At 66.0% G+C, this 17,312-nt stretch carries 11 protein-coding genes; 10 read left to right on the top strand and 1 reads right to left on the bottom strand.

Annotation, left to right across the window (positions count from 1 at the left end; all coding sequences use genetic code 11):
* Nucleotides 1–10 precede the first annotated feature (10 nt).
* Entirely contained in the window at nt 11–3,061 is a 3,051-nt protein-coding gene (gene fdnG, locus JV241A_RS13145) for a formate dehydrogenase-N subunit alpha (RefSeq protein ID WP_134062938.1), read from the bottom strand.
* A 457-nt stretch (nt 3,062–3,518) separates the two neighbouring features.
* On the opposite strand from fdnG, the gene JV241A_RS13140 reads away from it, so the two are divergent.
* The 10 genes from JV241A_RS13140 (at nt 3,519) to JV241A_RS13095 (ending at nt 17,309) form a co-directional block, all read left to right on the top strand.
* Complete coding sequence (locus tag JV241A_RS13140) at nt 3,519–5,645, top strand: TonB-dependent receptor (protein WP_240047859.1); 2,127 nt, start codon at nt 3,519–3,521, stop codon at nt 5,643–5,645.
* A gap of 44 nt (nt 5,646–5,689) precedes the next feature.
* Nucleotides 5,690–7,405, top strand: coding sequence for an ABC transporter substrate-binding protein (locus JV241A_RS13135; RefSeq protein WP_134062936.1), 1,716 nt, complete (start codon nt 5,690–5,692; stop codon nt 7,403–7,405).
* Nucleotides 7,402–8,334: an ABC transporter permease gene (locus JV241A_RS13130; RefSeq protein ID WP_115087549.1), complete on the top strand. Its 933-nt coding sequence runs from the start codon at nt 7,402–7,404 to the stop codon at nt 8,332–8,334. Before JV241A_RS13135 ends, JV241A_RS13130 begins: the two co-directional genes overlap by 4 nt.
* A 22-nt stretch (nt 8,335–8,356) precedes the next feature.
* Complete coding sequence (locus JV241A_RS13125) at nt 8,357–9,640, top strand: acyl-CoA dehydrogenase family protein (protein WP_134062934.1); 1,284 nt, start codon at nt 8,357–8,359, stop codon at nt 9,638–9,640.
* Between the two features lie 20 nt (nt 9,641–9,660).
* A complete protein-coding gene (locus JV241A_RS13120) occupies nt 9,661–11,004 on the top strand; it encodes an LLM class flavin-dependent oxidoreductase (protein ID WP_134062932.1) in 1,344 nt (447 codons plus the stop codon).
* Nucleotides 11,005–11,032: 28 nt separating this feature from the next.
* Nucleotides 11,033–12,088, top strand: coding sequence for an NADP(H)-dependent aldo-keto reductase (locus tag JV241A_RS13115; RefSeq protein WP_134062930.1), 1,056 nt, complete (start codon nt 11,033–11,035; stop codon nt 12,086–12,088).
* Between the two features lie 23 nt (nt 12,089–12,111).
* Complete coding sequence (locus JV241A_RS13110; RefSeq protein WP_134062928.1) at nt 12,112–13,002, top strand: ABC transporter permease; 891 nt, start codon at nt 12,112–12,114, stop codon at nt 13,000–13,002.
* Nucleotides 12,999–14,660, top strand: coding sequence for an ABC transporter ATP-binding protein (locus JV241A_RS13105; RefSeq protein WP_134062926.1), 1,662 nt, complete (start codon nt 12,999–13,001; stop codon nt 14,658–14,660). Before JV241A_RS13110 ends, JV241A_RS13105 begins: the two co-directional genes overlap by 4 nt.
* Before the next feature lie 26 nt (nt 14,661–14,686).
* Complete coding sequence (locus JV241A_RS13100) at nt 14,687–15,895, top strand: acyl-CoA dehydrogenase family protein (protein WP_134062924.1); 1,209 nt, start codon at nt 14,687–14,689, stop codon at nt 15,893–15,895.
* 61 nt (nt 15,896–15,956) lie between these two features.
* A complete protein-coding gene (locus JV241A_RS13095) occupies nt 15,957–17,309 on the top strand; it encodes an MFS transporter (RefSeq protein WP_233673817.1) in 1,353 nt (450 codons plus the stop codon).
* Nucleotides 17,310–17,312: the final 3 nt, after the last annotated feature.

The following is a 17,312-nucleotide window of genomic DNA, read 5'->3' as shown; positions in this document are numbered from 1 at the left end:
GTTTTCGCCCTCAGACCTTTTCAATGTTCACGAGAAACGCCTTGTACTCCGGCGTATGGGTGTTCGACTCGCCAATGCCCGGGGTCAGGGTGTTGGCCAGGAAGCCCTTGCGCGTGCTGCCCTCGTAACCCCAGTGGCAGGGAATGCCGATGGTGTCGACATCCTGGCCGTCGACCGCCAGGCGGCGGATGCGCTTGGTCACCACCGCCTTGGCCTTGATGTAGCCACGCTTGGTGCTGACCTTGACCAGGTCGCCCTGAACGATGCCCTTGTCGGCAGCCAGCTTCTCGCCGATCTCGATGAACTGCTCGGGCTGGACGATGGCGTTCAGCCGCGCGTGCTTGGTCCAGTGACGGAACAACTCGGTAATCGAGTAAGTGGTCGCCACGTAGGGGAACTCTTCGCGCTTGCCCATGCGTTGGCGGTCGCTTTCATACAGCCGCGCGGTCGGGCTGTAGGTCACGTTCGGGTGCAGCGGGTTGCTCGCCAGCGGGCTTTCGGTGGGTTCGTAGTGCTCGGGGAACGGCCCGTCGTTCATGGCGCCGGCCGAGAACAGCCGGCCCAGGCCTTCAGGCAGCATGATGAACGGGTTGACCTTGCCACCGGGGGCGGCGGTGACGGCGAAGTCCGGCACGTCGACGCCGCTCCAGCGAACGCCGTCCCAGCCGATCAGCTTGCGTTTCGGGTCCCACGGCTTGCCCTGCAGGTCGGCCGAGGCGCGGTTGTAAAGGATGCGCCGGTTCTGCGGCCAGGCCCAGGCCCAGCCCGGGGTGCAACCCAGGCCGCTGTCGGCGTTGTCGCGACGGGCCATCTGGTTGCCTTGTTCGGTCCAGGAGCCGGCGAAGATCCAGTTGAAGCACTGGGTCGTGCCGTCGTCGCGCAGCTGCGAGAAGTCATTGAGCAACTGGCCCTTGCGCAGGATCAGGTTGCCTTGCTCGTCGTGCAGATCGGCGAGGGCGCGGCCGTTGGACTCCTTGGCCACTTCTTCCGGCTTGGGGTCCAGCGGGTCGGCGTAGTCCCAGGCCATGTTGAGGATCGGTGCCGGGTTGGCGCCGCCTTCCTTTTCGTACAGCTCGCGGATCTTCAGGAACAGGTGGCCGAGGATCTTGCCGTCATGCCAGGCTTCACCCGGTGGCGCCGCGCCCGCCCAGTGCCATTGCAGCCAGCGCCCGGAGTTGACGATCGAGCCGTCTTCTTCGGCAAAGCACGAGGAGGGCAGGCGGAACACTTCGGTCTGGATCGACGCGGTATCGACGTCATGCTGTTCGCCGTGGTTCTGCCAGAAGCTCGAGGTCTCGGTGGCCAGCGGGTCGATGATCACCAGGAACTTGAGCTTGGCCAGCGCCGCCTGGGCCTTGTTCTTGTCGGGGAACGCCGCCACCGGGTTGAAGCCCTGGGCGATGTAGCCGTTGACCTTGCCCTCGTACATGCGGTTGCTGTAATTGAGCACGTCGTAGCTGTCGTCCCACTTGGGCAACCAGTCGAAGCCCCAGTCGTTGTCCTTGGTGGCCTTGTCGCCCCAGAGGCTTTTCATCAGGCTGATGAAGAATTTCGGCGTGTGCTTGTAGTAGTTGACCTGGTCCTCCAGCAGCGCCGTCGGCGTCGTCTGCTTGAGGTAGGTGGCCAGCGTGGTCTGCTCGTCGGACGGCAGGTTCATGTAGCCGGGCAGGCGCAGCGACAACAGGCCCAGGTCGGTGTAGCCCTGGATGTTGGAGTGGCCGCGCAGGGCGTTGACCCCGCCACCGGCCATGCCGATGTTGCCCAAAAGCAGCTGGATCATGCCCGAGCCACGGATCATTTGCGCGCCGTTGGTGTGGTGGGTCCAGCCCAGGGCGTAGAGGAAGGTCGCGGTCTTGTCCGGGGCGCTGGTTTCGCCAAGGATCGCGCAGATCTGCAGGAAGTCGTCCTTGGGCGTGCCGCAGACGTTAGTCACCATGTCCGGGGTGTAGCGGCTGACGTGGGCCTTGAGCAGGTTCCACACGCAGCGCGGGTGCTGCAGGGTCAGGTCGCGCTTGGCGTAGCCCTTGCTGTCGAGCTCGTAGGTCCAGGAGCTGCGGTCGTAGTTGCGCTTCTTGGCGTCATAGCCACTGAACAGACCGTCGTCGAAGTGGTAGTCCTCGCGCACGATCAGGCTGGCGTTGGTGTAGTGGCGCACGTATTCGTGCTGGATCTTGTCGTGGCTGATCAGGTAGTTGACCACGCCCATCAGGAAGGTCACGTCGGAGCCGGCGCGGATCGGCGAGTAGATGTCGGCCACCGCGGCGCTGCGGTTGAAGCGCGGGTCGACGACGATGACCTTGGCGCCGTTGCGGATTTTCGCCTCGATCACCCATTTGAAGCCCACCGGGTGCGCCTCGGCCGGGTTGCCGCCCATGATCAGCACGACGTTGGCGTTCTTGATGTCGACCCAGTTGTTGGTCATCGCACCACGGCCGAAGGTCGGCGCCAGCGCGGCAACGGTCGGTGCGTGGCAGACCCGGGCCTGGCTGTCGGTGCCGAGAATGCCCAGGGCGCGGGTAAAGCGCTGGTCCAGCGAGCCGGTTTCGCTGCTGGCCGCCGACGAGCAGAGCATGCCGGTGCTGAGCCAGCGGTTGACCGTGGTGCCTTTGGCGTTCTTCTCGATGAAGTTGGCGTCGCGGTCGTCCTTCATCAGCCGGGCGATGCGCTCGATGGCGTGGTCCCAGCTGATGCGCTGCCATTTGTCCGAGCCCGGCGCGCGGTATTCGGGGTAGAGCAGGCGCTGTTCACTGTGCACGTAGTCGACCAGGCCGGCGCCTTTGGGGCACAGCGAGCCGCGGCTGACCGGGTGATCGGGGTCGCCTTCGATATGGAAGATCCGCGCCTTGGCGTTCTTGGCGCCGTCGCCGAGGCTGTACATGAGAATCCCGCAACCGACCGAGCAATAGGTGCAGTTGTTGCGGGTTTCCTTGGCGCGCAGCAGCTTGTACTGGCGCGACTGGGTCGCCTGGGCCACGCCCGGGGCAAAGCCCAGGCTCGCGCAGGTGGCGGTGGCGACGCCGGCGGTACACAGCTTGAAGAACTGTCGTCTGCCAAGTCCCATGGGTATCTCCTCATTCTTATCGGCTGCACAAAGCTGCGGGCATAGGCATGCCCGGCAACAAGGCGTCGCAAGCGCAGTTGGCTGGGGTAAAAGCACGGTGTGTCGCAGGTCCCTGTCTGCTGCAGGGTTTTGAGCGGACGTATGCGCGCTAGTGTATTCCCGTACGGAATGTGGGACTAATCGACCTTGTTGATAGGTCTATCGACGGGATCTATCAAGGGGCCAGCCATGATCAACTGTTCGCCAGGCAACAGCAGTTGGACAGATACTCGAAATTCGAACAATTGTTTAAACCGTCGTAACCGCTCAAACACAGGTAATACAAGGGTTTTGCCGGTTGGCACGGTCGCTGCAACAGCTCCCTTCGAGATTGACTATACCAATAGAAACTCGCCTATTTTTTAATCAGGTGGGGAGCAAGACCTTGAATTTCGTGCCTCGGGCAACATCCGTAATATTGAATTCTTCGACCAAAGTAGTAGGCAAGGACTGGAAGCTGGCCAGCGTTGGCGCCGCCCTGTTGAGCCTGGCGCCGTTGGCCCAGGCCGAGGACGCCACACAGACTGAAAAACGTCTGGAGACGGTCACCGTCCAGGCAGCCAAAGCCACCCCGGTGCAAGCGGCGCAGGCGCAACTGGACGAGATCCCCGGCGGTACCGGGCTGGTCCAGCAGGCCGAGGTGGAGAAGGGCCGGTCGGCCACCCTGGAAGACACCCTGGCCTATCAACCGGGGGTGTATGCCCAGGCCGCCGGCGGTAACGATGCGATCAAGATTTCCATCCGTGGCTCGGGCGCCAACACCTCGCCGGGCTACTTTCGTGAAGGCACCAAGTTTCTGTTCGACGGCCTGGCCCTGACCGGCGCCGGCGGCACGCCTTATGAGCTGCTCGACACCCAGGGCCTGAGCTACACCGAAGTACTGCGCGGCGCCAACGCCTTCGAGTACGGCGCCTTGTCCCTGGGCGGGGCGATCAACTTCGTCACCAACTCCGGGCTGACCGCACCGGGCAACCGCATCAAGGTCGAGGGCGGCAGCTTCGGCTGGCAGAAGCAGACCCTCAGCACCGGTGGCGTGGCCGGCAATGCCGACTACTTCATCAGCGTCGACAACTCCAAGCGCGACGGTTACCAGGACTTCACCTTCACCAAGGCCAAGGGCGTGGTCACCAACTTCGGTTACCGCTTCAACCCGAAACTGGAAACCCGCCTGTACATCCGCTACCGCGAGGAATACCACGAAAACTCCGGGGCGCTGACCCTGGCGCAACTGAAGAAGAATTCCTCGCAAACCAACCCCAGCACCCGCGCCACCCGTGGCGACTCGACCAAGGAAGGCTCGACCTGGGTCGGCAGCAAGACCACCTACACCTTCGACGACGACTCGACCCTGGTGGCCGGGCTGGTCTATCACAACTACCCGCAGATCCTCAGCAAGAAGAGCACGGTCAACCCCAACTACTGGGACTGGCGCGACATCAACTACTCGCTCAAGTACACCCGCAGCGACCAGCTGTTCGGCCTGCCGAGCACCACCAGCGTCGGCTGGAGCAGCACCCAGCACATCCGCTCCGGGGTGCGCACCTACAGCGGTGACAAGGACCTGGGCAGGTTGCAGAAGCAGGTCGAGTACGACGGCTCGTTCGACCATGTGTTCTCGCTGGGCAACGACCTCGGCCTGACCGACAACCTGTACCTGTCCACAGGCCTGTCGGCCATCGAGGTCAAGCGCAACGTCGATGTCAATTTCAGCGACCGGCCCAACACCAGCGGCATCCCCAGCCACTACCGCTACCAGGAATGGAAACTGGCGCCACGGGTCGGCCTGCGCTACTACCTGACCCCGGACGTGCAGGTATTCGGTAACGTCAGCCGCTCGATCGACCCGCCCAGTTCCTGGTCCAGTTCCGGCTCGGGGGTGACCACCAACTTCGCCAAGACCCTGGTGCCACAAAGCGCCAACACCGTCGAACTGGGGATTCGCGGGCGCTCGGAGATCTTCGACGGCAGCCTGACCCTGTACAAATCCTGGATCAAGGACGAGCTGCTCAACGTCGAAATTCTCCCGGCCACCAACACTTCGGCCGCCGTGGTCTCGACCGCCAACGCCAGCCCGACCATCCACCAGGGCATCGAGGCGGGGCTGACCACCAAGCTCTGGCAGCGCGATAACGGCGATGTGCTGAGCTGGCGCCAGGCCTACACCCTCAACGACTTCCACTACCGCAACGACCCGCTGTTCGCCAAGAACGAGCTGCCGGGCCTGCCCAAGCACATCTACCAGGGCGAGCTGTTCTACCAGTACGCCAACGGCTTCTACGCTGGGGTCAACGTGCGCTCGGCGTCGAGCACGGCGGTGGACTACGCCAACAGCTTCTACGCCCCGTCCTACACCCTGTGGGGTGCACGCCTGGGGTACGACGCGCCGAACAAGACCTGGCAGGTGTACCTGGACCTGAAAAACCTCACCGACAAGGACTACGTCACCGCCCTGGTGCCCAGTTACGACGCCAAGGGCCAGGACACCGCATCGCTGTACCCGGGTGATGGCTTCGGCGCCTACACCGGGATTGCCTACAACTTCTGAGCCAGGGGCGGGTGCCGTTCGCGCGGCACCTGCAGGAGAACCGCATGAGAGTAATCGCAAGGCTGGGCGCGCCTGCCGTGCTTGGCGCGCTGCTGGCCCTGGGCGCCTGCAAGCCGGTGGAGCAGTCGCCGGGGCAGGGCAGCAGCGGCATCGACGGCACGCTGCACAACGGCACCCTGAGCTATGCCGCGCAAGACTATTACGAGGCCGCCCCAGGCAAGCCCGGTGGCACCCTGCGGGTGTCGACGGCATCCGACACCACGACGCTGGACGTGCATTCGATTTCCCACGGCAATGTGCAGTGGCTGGGGCGCATTCTGTTCGACTGCCTGCTGTACCAGGACGAGCAGGGCAATATCTCGCCGTGGCTGGCCAAGTCCTGGGAGATCTCCGACGACGGCAAGACCTACACCTTTCATCTGCGCGATGACGTGACCTTCAGCGATGGCGAGAAATTCAACGCCCGCGCCCTGCAGGTCAACCTCGAACACATGCGCGACCCGGCAACCAAGTCGCCGCTGGCCGCCGCTTATATCGCCCCCTACGTGGATGGGCGCATCGTCGATGAGTACACCTTCGAAGCGCACCTGCGCGAAGCCTATTCGCCGTTCCTCGATGTGCTGGCGCAATCCTGGCTGAGCATGATCTCGCCCCGGCAGATCCTCGAAGCACCGAAGACCATCGCCGAACACCCGATCGGCTCCGGGCCCTTCGTGCTGGAAAGCTACACCCGCGACCAGGGCGCCAACTTCGTCAAGCGCAAAGGCTACAACTGGGCGCCTGCGGTGACCCGGCACCAGGGCGAGGCCTACCTCGACCGCCTTGAGCTGAGCATCGTCCCCGAACCGATGATCCGCTTCAGTACCCTGGAAGCCGGTCAGTCGGATTTCACCGTCGACGCCCCGACCCAGAACGCCCGGGCCATTCGCGACAACCCGGACTTGCAGATGCGCAGCCGCATCCGCAAGGCCAACCCGTTTCGCAGCCTGACCTTCAACGTCGAGCGCTTTCCCTTCGACGATGTGCAGGTGCGCCGCGCCGTGGCCAAGGCCATCGACCGTGACGGCCTGGCCTGGATCACCGGCTTTGGCGAGTACCTGGCCAAGGGTGATTTTCTCGCCGCCAACACCCGCTACTACGACCCGGCGTTCAAGGACGTGCTGGCCTATGACGTGGCCGAGGCCAACCGCATTCTCGACCAGGCCGGCTGGAGCGAGCGCGACGCCCAGGGGTATCGGGTGAAGAACGGCCAGCGTCTGGCCGCGCACTTGCTGACCTACGAAACCGCGGCCTACCCAAGCAGTATCGCCGTGGCCATCCAGGCCGACCTGAAGAAGATCGGCCTGCAGATCGACATCGACCTGCTACCCCTGGCCCAGGTCACCCAGCGCCGTTACGCCAGTGACTTCCAGGTGATCGGTGGCGGCTACTGGCACACCAACACCCCCGACGGCCTGTACATCCTCTACCACAGCCAGGCGATCAGCACCGCCAAGCTGATCGGCCAGAATGCCGGGCGCTTTCGCGATGCCGAACTCGACCGGGTGCTCAGCGCCGCCCGCCAGACCACCGACCCGCTTGAGCTGAGCGGCCTCTACCGGATCGCCCAGGAGCGCCTGGCGCAAACCATCCCGGCGGTGCCGGTGTTCGAAAGCCATGTGCTGCTGGCTTACCGCAAGCAGGTCAAGGGGCTGATTTTCGACACCTCGCACAACACCCCGTTGTTCACCAGCGTCTGGCTCGACCCGGAGGGTAAATGACTAGCTTGCAACGATTGGCCTGGCGCCTGCTGGCCGGCATCGGCGTGCTCTGGGGCGCGGCGACCCTGACCTTCCTGGCCATCAACCTCAGTGCCGGCGACCCGGCCCTGGCGATTCTTGGCGGCCCCGATGCCATGCCCAGCGCCGAGCTGATCGCCCAGGTGCGCGCCGAATACGGCCTCGACCAGCCGCTGTGGGTGCAATACGGCCAGTACCTGGCGCGCCTGGCCCAGGGTGATCTGGGCGAGTCCTACCGCCTGCGCATCCCGGTGCTGCAGGTGATCGGCAGCCAGCTGGGCGCCACGGTGCAGTTGTCGCTGGCCGCCGCCGCGCTGTCGATCATCCTCGCGGTGACCTGCGCAGTGCTGACGGCCAACCGTCCGCGCTGGGTGCGCTCGCTGGTGTCCGGTAGCGAGCTGGTGCTGTCGTCGGCGCCGTCGTTCGTGATCGGCATTGTGCTGTTGCTGCTGTTCTCGTTCGGCTGGCACCTGCTGCCGCCGTCCGGTTCCAACAGCTGGCAAGCATTGATTTTGCCGAGCCTGGCCCTGGCCTTGCCGATTGCCGCAGTGCTGACCCAGGTGCTGCGCCAGGAGCTGGAAGACATCCTCGAACAGCCTTTTATCGCCATGGCCCGCGCCCGCGGCATGTCCGAGACCGGCGTGCGCCTCAAGCACGCCTTGCGCCATGCCCTGGTGCCGCTGGTGACGCTGTCCGGCTTCGTCTTCGCCAGCCTGCTGGGCGGCGCGGTGATCATCGAAATGCTGTTCGCTCGCCAGGGCATCGGCCGGTTGATGCTCGACGCCGCCGTGACCAAGGACATGCCGTTGCTGCTGGGTATCACCCTGCTGGCGGCGGCGATTTACGTGGTCGTCAACTTTCTCGTCGACCTGATCAACCACTGGGTCGACCCACGCAGCAAAAGCGTATGAACCCGATTTTCAAGGACCAGCCATGAGTGCCCATGATCTGCCAACACCTCTGGCCGCGAACGACGCAGGCCAGGACTATGCCCAACTGCAGGTGCGTTTTGCCCCCCTGTTTGCCCGCATTGCCGAAGGCGCGGTTGACCGCGAACAGCAACGCGAGCTGGCCCATGAGCCGGTGAGCTGGCTGCGCGACGCGGGCTTCGGCGCCTTGCGCGTGCCCCAGGCATTGAACGGCGCGCAGGTCAGCTTGCCGGTGCTGTTTCGCCTGCTGATCGATCTGGCCGCAGCCGACTCCAACCTGCCGCAGATCTTTCGCGCGCACTTCGGCTTTGTCGAAGGCCGGCTGTCCAGCGGCGATGCCGCTTCCCAGCGTTACTGGCTGGCCAAGGTAGCGGCGGGGCAGTTGTGGGGCGCGGCCATGGCCGAACGCACCGACACCACCGGCAACTCGGTGCGGCTCACTGCCGCCGACCCGCAGGCACCAGAGGCCGGCTGGTTGCTGCAGGGCGAGAAGTACTACTGCACCGGCGCCATTTACGCCGACTGGGTGGCGGCGGTGGCCATGCTCGACGAGGACTATGTCAGCGTGGTGGTGTCCACCACGGCCCCCGGCGTCAGCCTGGAAGACGACTGGGACGGTTTCGGCCAGCGCCTGAGCGGCAGCGGCACCACCCGTTTCGCCGATGTGGCGGTGCCGCCGGAGCAGGTGCTGCGCCGCTTCAAGCCTGGTGAGCTGCGCGCCGAATCCTACCTGTCGGCGTTCTACCAGCTGTTCCACCTGGCGACCCTGGCCGGGATTGCCCGCGCCGTGCAGCGCGATGCCGTCGCCTTCGTCCAGGGCCGCACCCGCGCCTTTGGCGTGCCCGGCCAGTCCAGCCCCCAGGACGACCCGCTGGTGCAGCGGGTGATCGGCCGCCTGTCGAGCCTGGCCTATGCCGCCCAGGCCCTGGTGCTGGATGTCGCCCAGGTGCTGCAAACCGTGCATGAAGCCGAGCTCGACGGCACGGTTGGCGAAGCGCACTACGTCGAGGCCGATATCCGCACCTACCAGGCCCAGCAGGTGGTGCTGGAGCAGGCGCTCGAAGCCACCACCTTGCTGTTTGAAGTCGGCGGCGCCTCGGCCACCAGCCAGGCCCGGCGCCTCGACCGGCACTGGCGCAACGCCCGCACCCTGGCCTCGCACAACCCGGCGATCTACCGCGAACGGGCCCTGGGTAATTACTACCTGAATGGCGTCAGCCCTGGTGCCGCCTGGCGCCAGTTGCACGCCCAGGACAACGCCGCCCGCGACGAAGCCAGCGCGGTCTGATCCCCACATAAGGAGTTGCCATGAGTCAGCCCGCCAAACACATGAGCATCGGCATGAACATCCTCGGCTTCGGCGCCCACGCCGGCGCCTGGCGCCAGGCCGAGGTGCCGGCCAGTGCCTACCTGGACCCCGAGTACTACAGCAACATCGCGCGCATCGCCGAACGCGGCAAGCTCGATGCGATCTTCCTCGCCGACGGCCCGGCGCTGTTCGGCGATATTGGCCAGCACCCGGCCGGGCGCCTGGAGCCGACCGTGCTGCTCACCGCCGTGGCCCTGGCCACCCGTCATATCGGCGTGATCGCCACCGCGTCGAGCAGCTACAACGACCCCTATAACCTGGCCCGGCGCTTCAGTTCGCTGGACCATATCAGCCGCGGCCGTGCGGCCTGGAACGTGGTCACCAATGCCGGTGATGCCGCGGCGCAGAATTTCGGCCTGGCCGGGGCGCCGCGGCATGTCGACCGTTATGCCCGCGCCGATGAGTTCATCGACGTCACCCTTAAATTGTGGGACAGCTGGGAAGATGACGCGGTGATCGGCGATGCCCGCCGTGGGCGCTTTGCCGACCCGGCCAAGGTCCACGCCATCGACTTTGTCGGCGAGCATTTCTCGGTCAAGGGCCCGCTGAACCTGCCGCGCTCGCCCCAGGGCCGGCCAGTGCTGGTCCAGGCCGGTTCCTCCGAAGGCGGCAAAGCCCTCGGCTCGCGCTATGCCGATGCGATCTTCACCACCCAGACCACCCTGGTCGACGGTCAGGCCTTCTACCAGGAAATGAAACAGCGCGCCCGCCAGTGGGGACGCAACCCCGAGCACCTGAAAATCATGCCCGGGCTGTCGACGGTGATCGGCAGCAGCGAGGCCGAGGCCCAGGCGCGCTTCGACGAACTCAACGCCTGGTACGGCGAAGAAGGGCTGATCCATCAGGTGGCGGCGCGGGTGGGGCTGGCGGTCAGCGAGCTGGAGCTGGACGCGCCGTTGCCCTGGGAACGAATCGGCCCGGTGGCGGAATTCGAGCGCGGCTCCCACGGTTTTCTCGAAGCCCAGCTGAACCTGGCGCGGCGCGAGAACCTGACCATTCGTGAGCTGTCGCGGCGCATCCTGGTCGGCCACCGGCTGATCGTCGGCACCCCGGAACAGGTCGCCGACACCCTCGAGCACTGGTTCCGCGCCGGTGCCGCCGACGGCTTCAACATCATGCCGGACATGTTCCCCTCCGGCGTCGAGGTGTTTGTCGACGAAGTGGTGCCGCTGCTGCAAAAACGCGGCGTGTTCCGCCACGAGTACCAGGGCGGCACTTTGCGCGACCACCTCGGCCTGCCGTACCCGGCCAGCCAGTACCAGCGCGCCGCCGAGGCGGTTTGAGCCTTTTCACTTTCGCGACGGAGCGAGCATGATCAAACGTACTTTGGGCCACAGCGACATCCAGGTCAGCGTGCTGGGGCTGGGCAGCATGACCTGGGGCCACCAGAACAGCGAAGCCGATGCCCACCGCCAGCTCGACGCGGCGCTGGCTGCCGGCATCAACCTGATCGACAGCGCCGAGATGTACCCGACGCCCACCCATGCTGAAACCTGGGGCAGCACCGAACGCTTTATCGGCAGCTGGCTGGCGCAAAGCGGGCGGCGCGCCGAGGTGGTGCTGGCCAGCAAGATCATCGGCCCGGCACGCCAGCCGGGGGCAGGGGCGCATATTCGTGAGGGCCGCACCCGCCATGACCGGGCCAACATCGTGGCAGCCCTGGATGGCAGCCTCAAGCGTCTGCAGACCGATTACCTGGACCTCTACCAATTGCACTGGCCGGACCGCACCACCAACATTTTCGGCCAGCGTGAATACCCCTATGTCGAAGATGACCGCGAGGCGGTGAGCATCGCCGAAACCTTGCAGGTGCTGGCCGAACAGGTGGCGGCGGGCAAGATCCGCCATATCGGCGTGTCCAACGAAACCCCTTGGGGCGTGGCAGAGTTCTTGCGCCAGGCCCGCGAGCAGAACCTGCCGCGCATCGTCAGCATCCAGAACCCCTACAGCCTGCTCAACCGCCTGTATGAGGGCGGCCTGTCGGAGTTCAGCCAGCGCGACAACATCGGCCTGCTGGCCTATTCGCCGCTGGCCTTCGGCGCGCTGACCGGCAAGTACCTCAATGGCGCCTTGCCGCAGGGCTCGCGCCTGTCGTCGGTGTACCGCACCTTCAACCGCTACGACAGCCCCGGCGCCCATCAGGCGATTGCCGCCTATGTGGCGCTGGCCCAGGAGCTGGCGATAACCCCGGCGCAACTGGCCCTGGCCTATGTGATCAGCAAGCCGTTTGTCAGCAGTGCGCTGACCGGGCAGACCAGCCTTGCGCAACTGGCCGACAACCTCGGCGCGCTGCAGGTGAAGCTCGACAGCGAAGCCCTGGCGCGCATCGAGCAGATCCACCGGCAGATCCCCAACCCTGCTCCCTAACGTTCAGTTCATGGAGGTGCCCGATGGCGCCGATCAATTCAACGGCGGCGGTGCTGCCCATCAACGGCCTGATCCAGGCCCAGGCGCGCTTTGCCAGCCGTCGGCAACTGGCCTTGCGCCCGGGGCTGCTGCTGGCTGCGCTGTTCGTCGCGCTGCTGGTACTGGCGGCGCTGCAGCCGGGCTGGCTGGTGTCCGCCGACCCGCTCGGCGCCAGCGCCCGCCAGGCCTTCCAGGCGCCCAGCAGCCTGCACTGGCTGGGCACTGACGAGAACGGCCGCGACATCCTCGCGCGGCTGGTATACGCCGTGCGCCCGTCGCTGGTGCTGGGCCTGAGTGCCACGGCGCTGGGGCTGTTGCTCGGCACCGTGCTGGGGCTGCTGGCCGGCCTTGGCCCACGGCTGGTCGACGGCGCGGTGATGCGCCTGGTCGATGTGCTGCTGGCCTTTCCCGACCTGCTGCTGGCGCTGGTGATCATCACCTTTTTCGGCCAGGGCGCGCTCAACACCATCATCGCCGTGGGCATCGCCAGCGTGCCGCGCTATGCGCGCCTGGTGCGCGCGCAAACCCTGGTGGTGCGCAATGCCGGTTACGTCGAGGCGGCCACCACCCTCGGCCTGCCACGGCGCCAGGTGATCTGGCGGCATGTGCTGCCCAATGCGATCAAACCGATTTTGATTCTCGCCACCATCGGCATCGGCAGCACCATAGTCGCCGGCGCCGCCCTGAGCTTTCTCGGCTTTGGCGCGCCGCCGCCGGAGCCGGAGTGGGGCGGCATGCTCGCCATCGGCCGCAACTACCTGGCCAACGCCTGGTGGCTGGTGGCCTGGCCGGCCTTGGCCATCACCCTCACCGTGGTTTCGATCACTGCCATTGGCCGCGAACTGCTGCGCCGCAACGAAGGTAAACGCCTATGACCGCTGTTATCCAACACCCTGCGCCGCTGATCGAAGTCAGCGACTTGCAGGTGCGCTTTGGCCAGGGCGCGCCGGTACTCAAGGGCATCAGTTTCACCGTGCAGCAAGGTGAATGCCTGGCGCTGGTGGGTGAGTCGGGCTCGGGCAAGAGCGTCACCTCGCGCACCCTGGCCGGGCTTACCGGTGCCCATGCGCAGGTGCAGGCCAGCCGCCTGGCCTTCGCCGGGCAGGACCTGCGCCAGTTCGACGAGCGCGCCTGGCGCCGGGTGCGCGGCGCGCAGATCGGTTTCGTCATGCAGGACGCGCTGGGCTCGCTCGACCCCCTGCGCCCGGTGGGCAAGGAGATTGCCGAACCGTTGCAACTGCACAGCGACCTGAATCGCGCACAACGCCAGGCGCGAGTGCTGGAGCTGCTGCGCGCGGTCGGCGTGCCGGAACCTGAGCTGCGCGCCCGCCAGTACCCCTGGCAGCTCTCCGGCGGCTTGCGCCAGCGGGCGCTGATCGCCTCGGCCATCGCCTGCAACCCGCGCCTGTTGATTGCCGACGAGCCGACCACGGCGCTGGATGCCACGGTGCAGGCCCAGGTATTGAGCCTGCTCGAATCCCTGCGCGGCGACAGCACGGCGATGCTGATCGTCAGCCATGACCTGGCGGTGGTTTCGCGCCTGGCCAACCGGGTGGCGGTGATGCACAACGGCGTGATCGTCGAGCAGGGCAGTGTCGAGGCGGTGCTGCAAGACCCGCAGCACCCCTACACCCAGTACCTGCTCAAGGCCGGCGCCGCCGTGCATTTTCGCCGGCCCCAGGCACCAAAGCTGGCCGCCGTGACGCCGCCCATGGTGGAAACCAGCGCGCCGCTGCTGCAGGTGCAGCAACTGAGCAAGGCCTTCAAGGGCCCGGACGGCAACTTGCGCACCGTGGTCGACAAGGTCTCGCTGCAACTGCACAAGGGCCGCACCTTGGGCATCGTCGGCGAGTCGGGCTCGGGCAAGACCACCCTCACCAGGATGATCCTCGGCCTGGAAACCCCCGACAGCGGCGAGATCCAGATCAAGGGCCGGCCCTGGTTGCAACTCGATGACCAGGAGAAACGCCAGTTGCGCCGCAGTATCCAGGTGGTGTTCCAGGACCCGTTGAGTTCCTTCGACCCGCGCTACACCGTGCAGCGGGTGTTGTTCGAGGCGCTGCAAGTGGCCGGGCACCTGCGCGGGCAGTGGCGCCCGCAGGCCATCGAACTGCTGAAGCTGGTGCGCCTCGACGAAAGCCTGCTGGAACGGCGCCCGCTCGAGCTGTCTGGCGGCCAGCGGCAGCGCATCGCCATTGCCCGCGCCCTGGCCGCGCAGCCGCAGATCCTGGTGTGCGACGAGCCGGTGTCGGCGCTGGATGTGTCGGTGCAGGCGCAGATCCTCGAGCTGCTCGACGACCTCAAGCAGCGCCTGGGCCTGGCCTGCCTGTTCATCTCCCACGACCTCGGGGTGATCAACCATGTCAGCGACCAGGTGCTGGTGATGAAAGACGGCGTGGCGGTGGAAAGCGGCGCCGTGCGCGATGTCTTCGACCGCCCGCAACACCCCTATACCCGCGCCTTGCTCGACGCCATTCCGCACCTGGAAAGCGGCCGCAAGGTCAGTTTCGAATTTCTCCGCCTGGCGATCTGATCGCCTGATCCGCACAAGGAAAGTCCATGCCTGGTTTATCTGCAGTCCCCCAGTTTGATCGCCGTAACCTCGACGACCTCAAGGGCAATACCGAGAACCTCCTGCCGCTGATTGCCGCCGGTGCCGCGCAACGTGAACGCGAGCGCCAGCTGCCCTATGAAGCGGTGCGCCAGATTGCCCGGGCCGGGCTCTACACCTGCCGCATTCCCGAGGCCTATGGCGGCCCGGGTGGCAGTGTCAGCGATGTGATCGGCCTGCTGCTGCGCATCGCCTCGGTGGACTCCAACGTCGCCCAGGCGTTGCGTCCGGGCTTTGGCTTCATCGAGGGGCTGTTGTCTTCAACCGCTGACGGCGCCGAGGCCGAGCGCCAGCGCTGGTTCGCCCGCTACCTGCAAGGCGCGGTGCTGGGTAACGCCGGCTGGGAAGTGGGCGGCGCCAATGGCGCGATCAGTGCGCGCATCGTGCGTGACGGCGAGCATTACCGCGCCAGCGGCAGCAAGTACTACAGCACCGGTTCGCTGTACGCCGACTGGGTCAGCGCCGTGGCCCTGGACGAAAACGATCAGCCGGTGTCGTTCGTGCTGCCGCGCGAGCGCCAGGGCCTGGAGCTGCTCGACGATTTCGACGCCATGGGCCAGCGCCTGACCGCCAGCGGCACCACGCGCCTGAACGATGTGCTGGTGTACGCCGACGAGATCCGCACGCGCACCGTGGAGGAGGGCAAGCGCACCATCGTCACGCCGTTCCTGCAGCTGTTTCTGGCCACGGTGCAGGCCGGCATCGCCCGTAACGCCCTGGACGATGCCACCCGGTTTGCCCGCGAGCACGCACGGCCGATCAAGCACAGCAGCGCCACGCGTTCGGTGGATGACCCCTACGTGCAGCTCAGCGTCGGTGAAATCGCCGCCCGCGCCTTTACCGCCGAGGCCGTGGTATTGCGCGCCGCCGCGTCCATCGACCGTGCCTGGGCCGCGGGCCTCGACCCGCAGCAGGTCGACCAGGCCGCCATCGACGTCGCCCAGGCGCAGTACATCGCCGCCGAATCGGCGCTCAAGGCCGCCGAACTGCTGTTCGACGTCGGCGGCGCCTCGACCACCGGCCGAAGCCACAACCTCGACCGTCACTGGCGCAACGCGCGCACGGTCGCCAACCACAACCCACGGCACTGGAAAGCCGCGGCGGTGGGCGCCTGGCAGCTGACCGGCACGCCACCACCGACCTCGGGGTTGTTCTGACTTGGGCAGCGTGCAGGCGCCATTGCTGAGCCACAGCACCCGGCACTCACGGCGGGTACCGATGATCATCGGCTGTGCGCTGCTGATGGAGCTGATCGATTCCACCGTGGTCATGACCGCCTTGCCGCAGATGGCCAGCGAGTTCGGCGCCCCGAGCGTGCGCATGAACCTGGTGGTGTCGCTGTACATGCTTGCGGCCGCGCTGGCGGTGCCGGTCAGTGGCTGGGCGGCGGACCGCTATGGGCCACGGCGGCTGTTCGTCCTGGCCATCGTCCTGTTTACCCTGTCGTCACTGGCCTGCGCCCTGGCGGGCTCGTTGCTGCAGCTGTGCCTGGCGCGCCTGTGCCAGGGCGCAGCGGGGGCGATGATGGTGCCGGTGGGGTTGATGATCCTGCTGCGCTGGTCGCCGCGTGAGCACCTGCTGCGCAACATGTCCTATCTGACCATCCCGCCGCTGGTGGGGCCGATGCTCGGCCCACCCCTGGGTGGTTTGCTGGTGACCCTGCTGTCATGGCAATGGATCTTCCTGGTCAACTTGCCCATCGGCCTGCTTGGGGTTTACCTGGTGCTGCGCTATATCCCCGATTATCCCGGCGACAGTCAGCAACGCCTGGATGTGCGAGGCTTGCTGCTGGCCAGTGTGGCCTTGGCGTCACTGGTGTTCGGTTTTGAAGCCCTGGGCCACGGCTTGCTGGCGCGGCGTTGGGTGGTGCTGTTGCTGCTGCTCGGGGGGCTGGCAGCGCTGCTGTATGTGCGTCATGCCCGGCGCTGCGTTCAGCCGCTGCTGGACTTTGCACCCTTGCGCGTGCGCAGTTTTGCCCTGAGCTTCTGGGGCGGCAACCTGTTCCGCCTGGGGACGGCGGCGCAGCCGTTCTTGATGGTCTTGCTGTTTCAGCTGTGCTTTGGCCTGAGCCCCTTGCAGGCCGGCTTGCTGACCTTTACCGGTGGCGTTGGCGCCTTTGTGGTCAAGCTGCTGGCGGTGCGCATCGTGCGCCGCTTCGGCTTTCGCCGCACCTTGACTTTCAATGCGTTGTTGACCGGCTTGAGCCTGGGCGCCTGCGCCAGTTTCAACCTCGACACGCCGTACTGGCTGGTGGTGTTGATCCTGTTCGCCAGCGGCCTGATCCGCTCCTTGCAGTTCAGTGCCATGGGCGGCTTGACCTATGCCGATGTGCCGGCCGAGTTGCACAGCCGGGCCAGCAGCCTGTCGGCGGCGACGGTGCAGTTGACCATGAGCTTGTCGGTAGGGATGGCGGCTTCGCTGCTGAGTCTGTTGATGAGCGTGAAGGGCGCGCAGCAGGTGGGGGTGGCGGACATCGCCCTGGTGATTGGCGTGAGTGCGCTGGCATGCATGGCCTCGGCGCTGGTGTTCCGCACGCTGGCGCCGGATGCGGGAAGTGAGATCTACCGCTGATCT

It is taken from the genome of Pseudomonas sp. JV241A, assembly GCF_900275665.1.
Taxonomy (GTDB): Bacteria; Pseudomonadota; Gammaproteobacteria; order Pseudomonadales; family Pseudomonadaceae; genus Aquipseudomonas; species Aquipseudomonas wadenswilerensis.
Note: the sequence above shows the minus strand (reverse complement) of the source record. Positions and strands in the feature narration are given on the sequence as shown.

Coding starts and splice junctions, on each gene's coding strand:
- JV241A_RS13095 (WP_233673817.1), top strand. CDS start 15,957: ATGATCATCGGCTGTGCGCTGCTGATGGAGCTGATCGATTCCACCGTG.
- JV241A_RS13120 (WP_134062932.1), top strand. CDS start 9,661: ATGAGTCAGCCCGCCAAACACATGAGCATCGGCATGAACATCCTCGGC.
- JV241A_RS13105 (WP_134062926.1), top strand. CDS start 12,999: ATGACCGCTGTTATCCAACACCCTGCGCCGCTGATCGAAGTCAGCGAC.
- JV241A_RS13135 (WP_134062936.1), top strand. CDS start 5,690: ATGAGAGTAATCGCAAGGCTGGGCGCGCCTGCCGTGCTTGGCGCGCTG.
- JV241A_RS13100 (WP_134062924.1), top strand. CDS start 14,687: ATGCCTGGTTTATCTGCAGTCCCCCAGTTTGATCGCCGTAACCTCGAC.
- JV241A_RS13125 (WP_134062934.1), top strand. CDS start 8,357: ATGAGTGCCCATGATCTGCCAACACCTCTGGCCGCGAACGACGCAGGC.
- fdnG (WP_134062938.1), bottom strand. CDS start 3,061: ATGGGACTTGGCAGACGACAGTTCTTCAAGCTGTGTACCGCCGGCGTC.
- JV241A_RS13115 (WP_134062930.1), top strand. CDS start 11,033: ATGATCAAACGTACTTTGGGCCACAGCGACATCCAGGTCAGCGTGCTG.
- JV241A_RS13130 (WP_115087549.1), top strand. CDS start 7,402: ATGACTAGCTTGCAACGATTGGCCTGGCGCCTGCTGGCCGGCATCGGC.
- JV241A_RS13110 (WP_134062928.1), top strand. CDS start 12,112: ATGGCGCCGATCAATTCAACGGCGGCGGTGCTGCCCATCAACGGCCTG.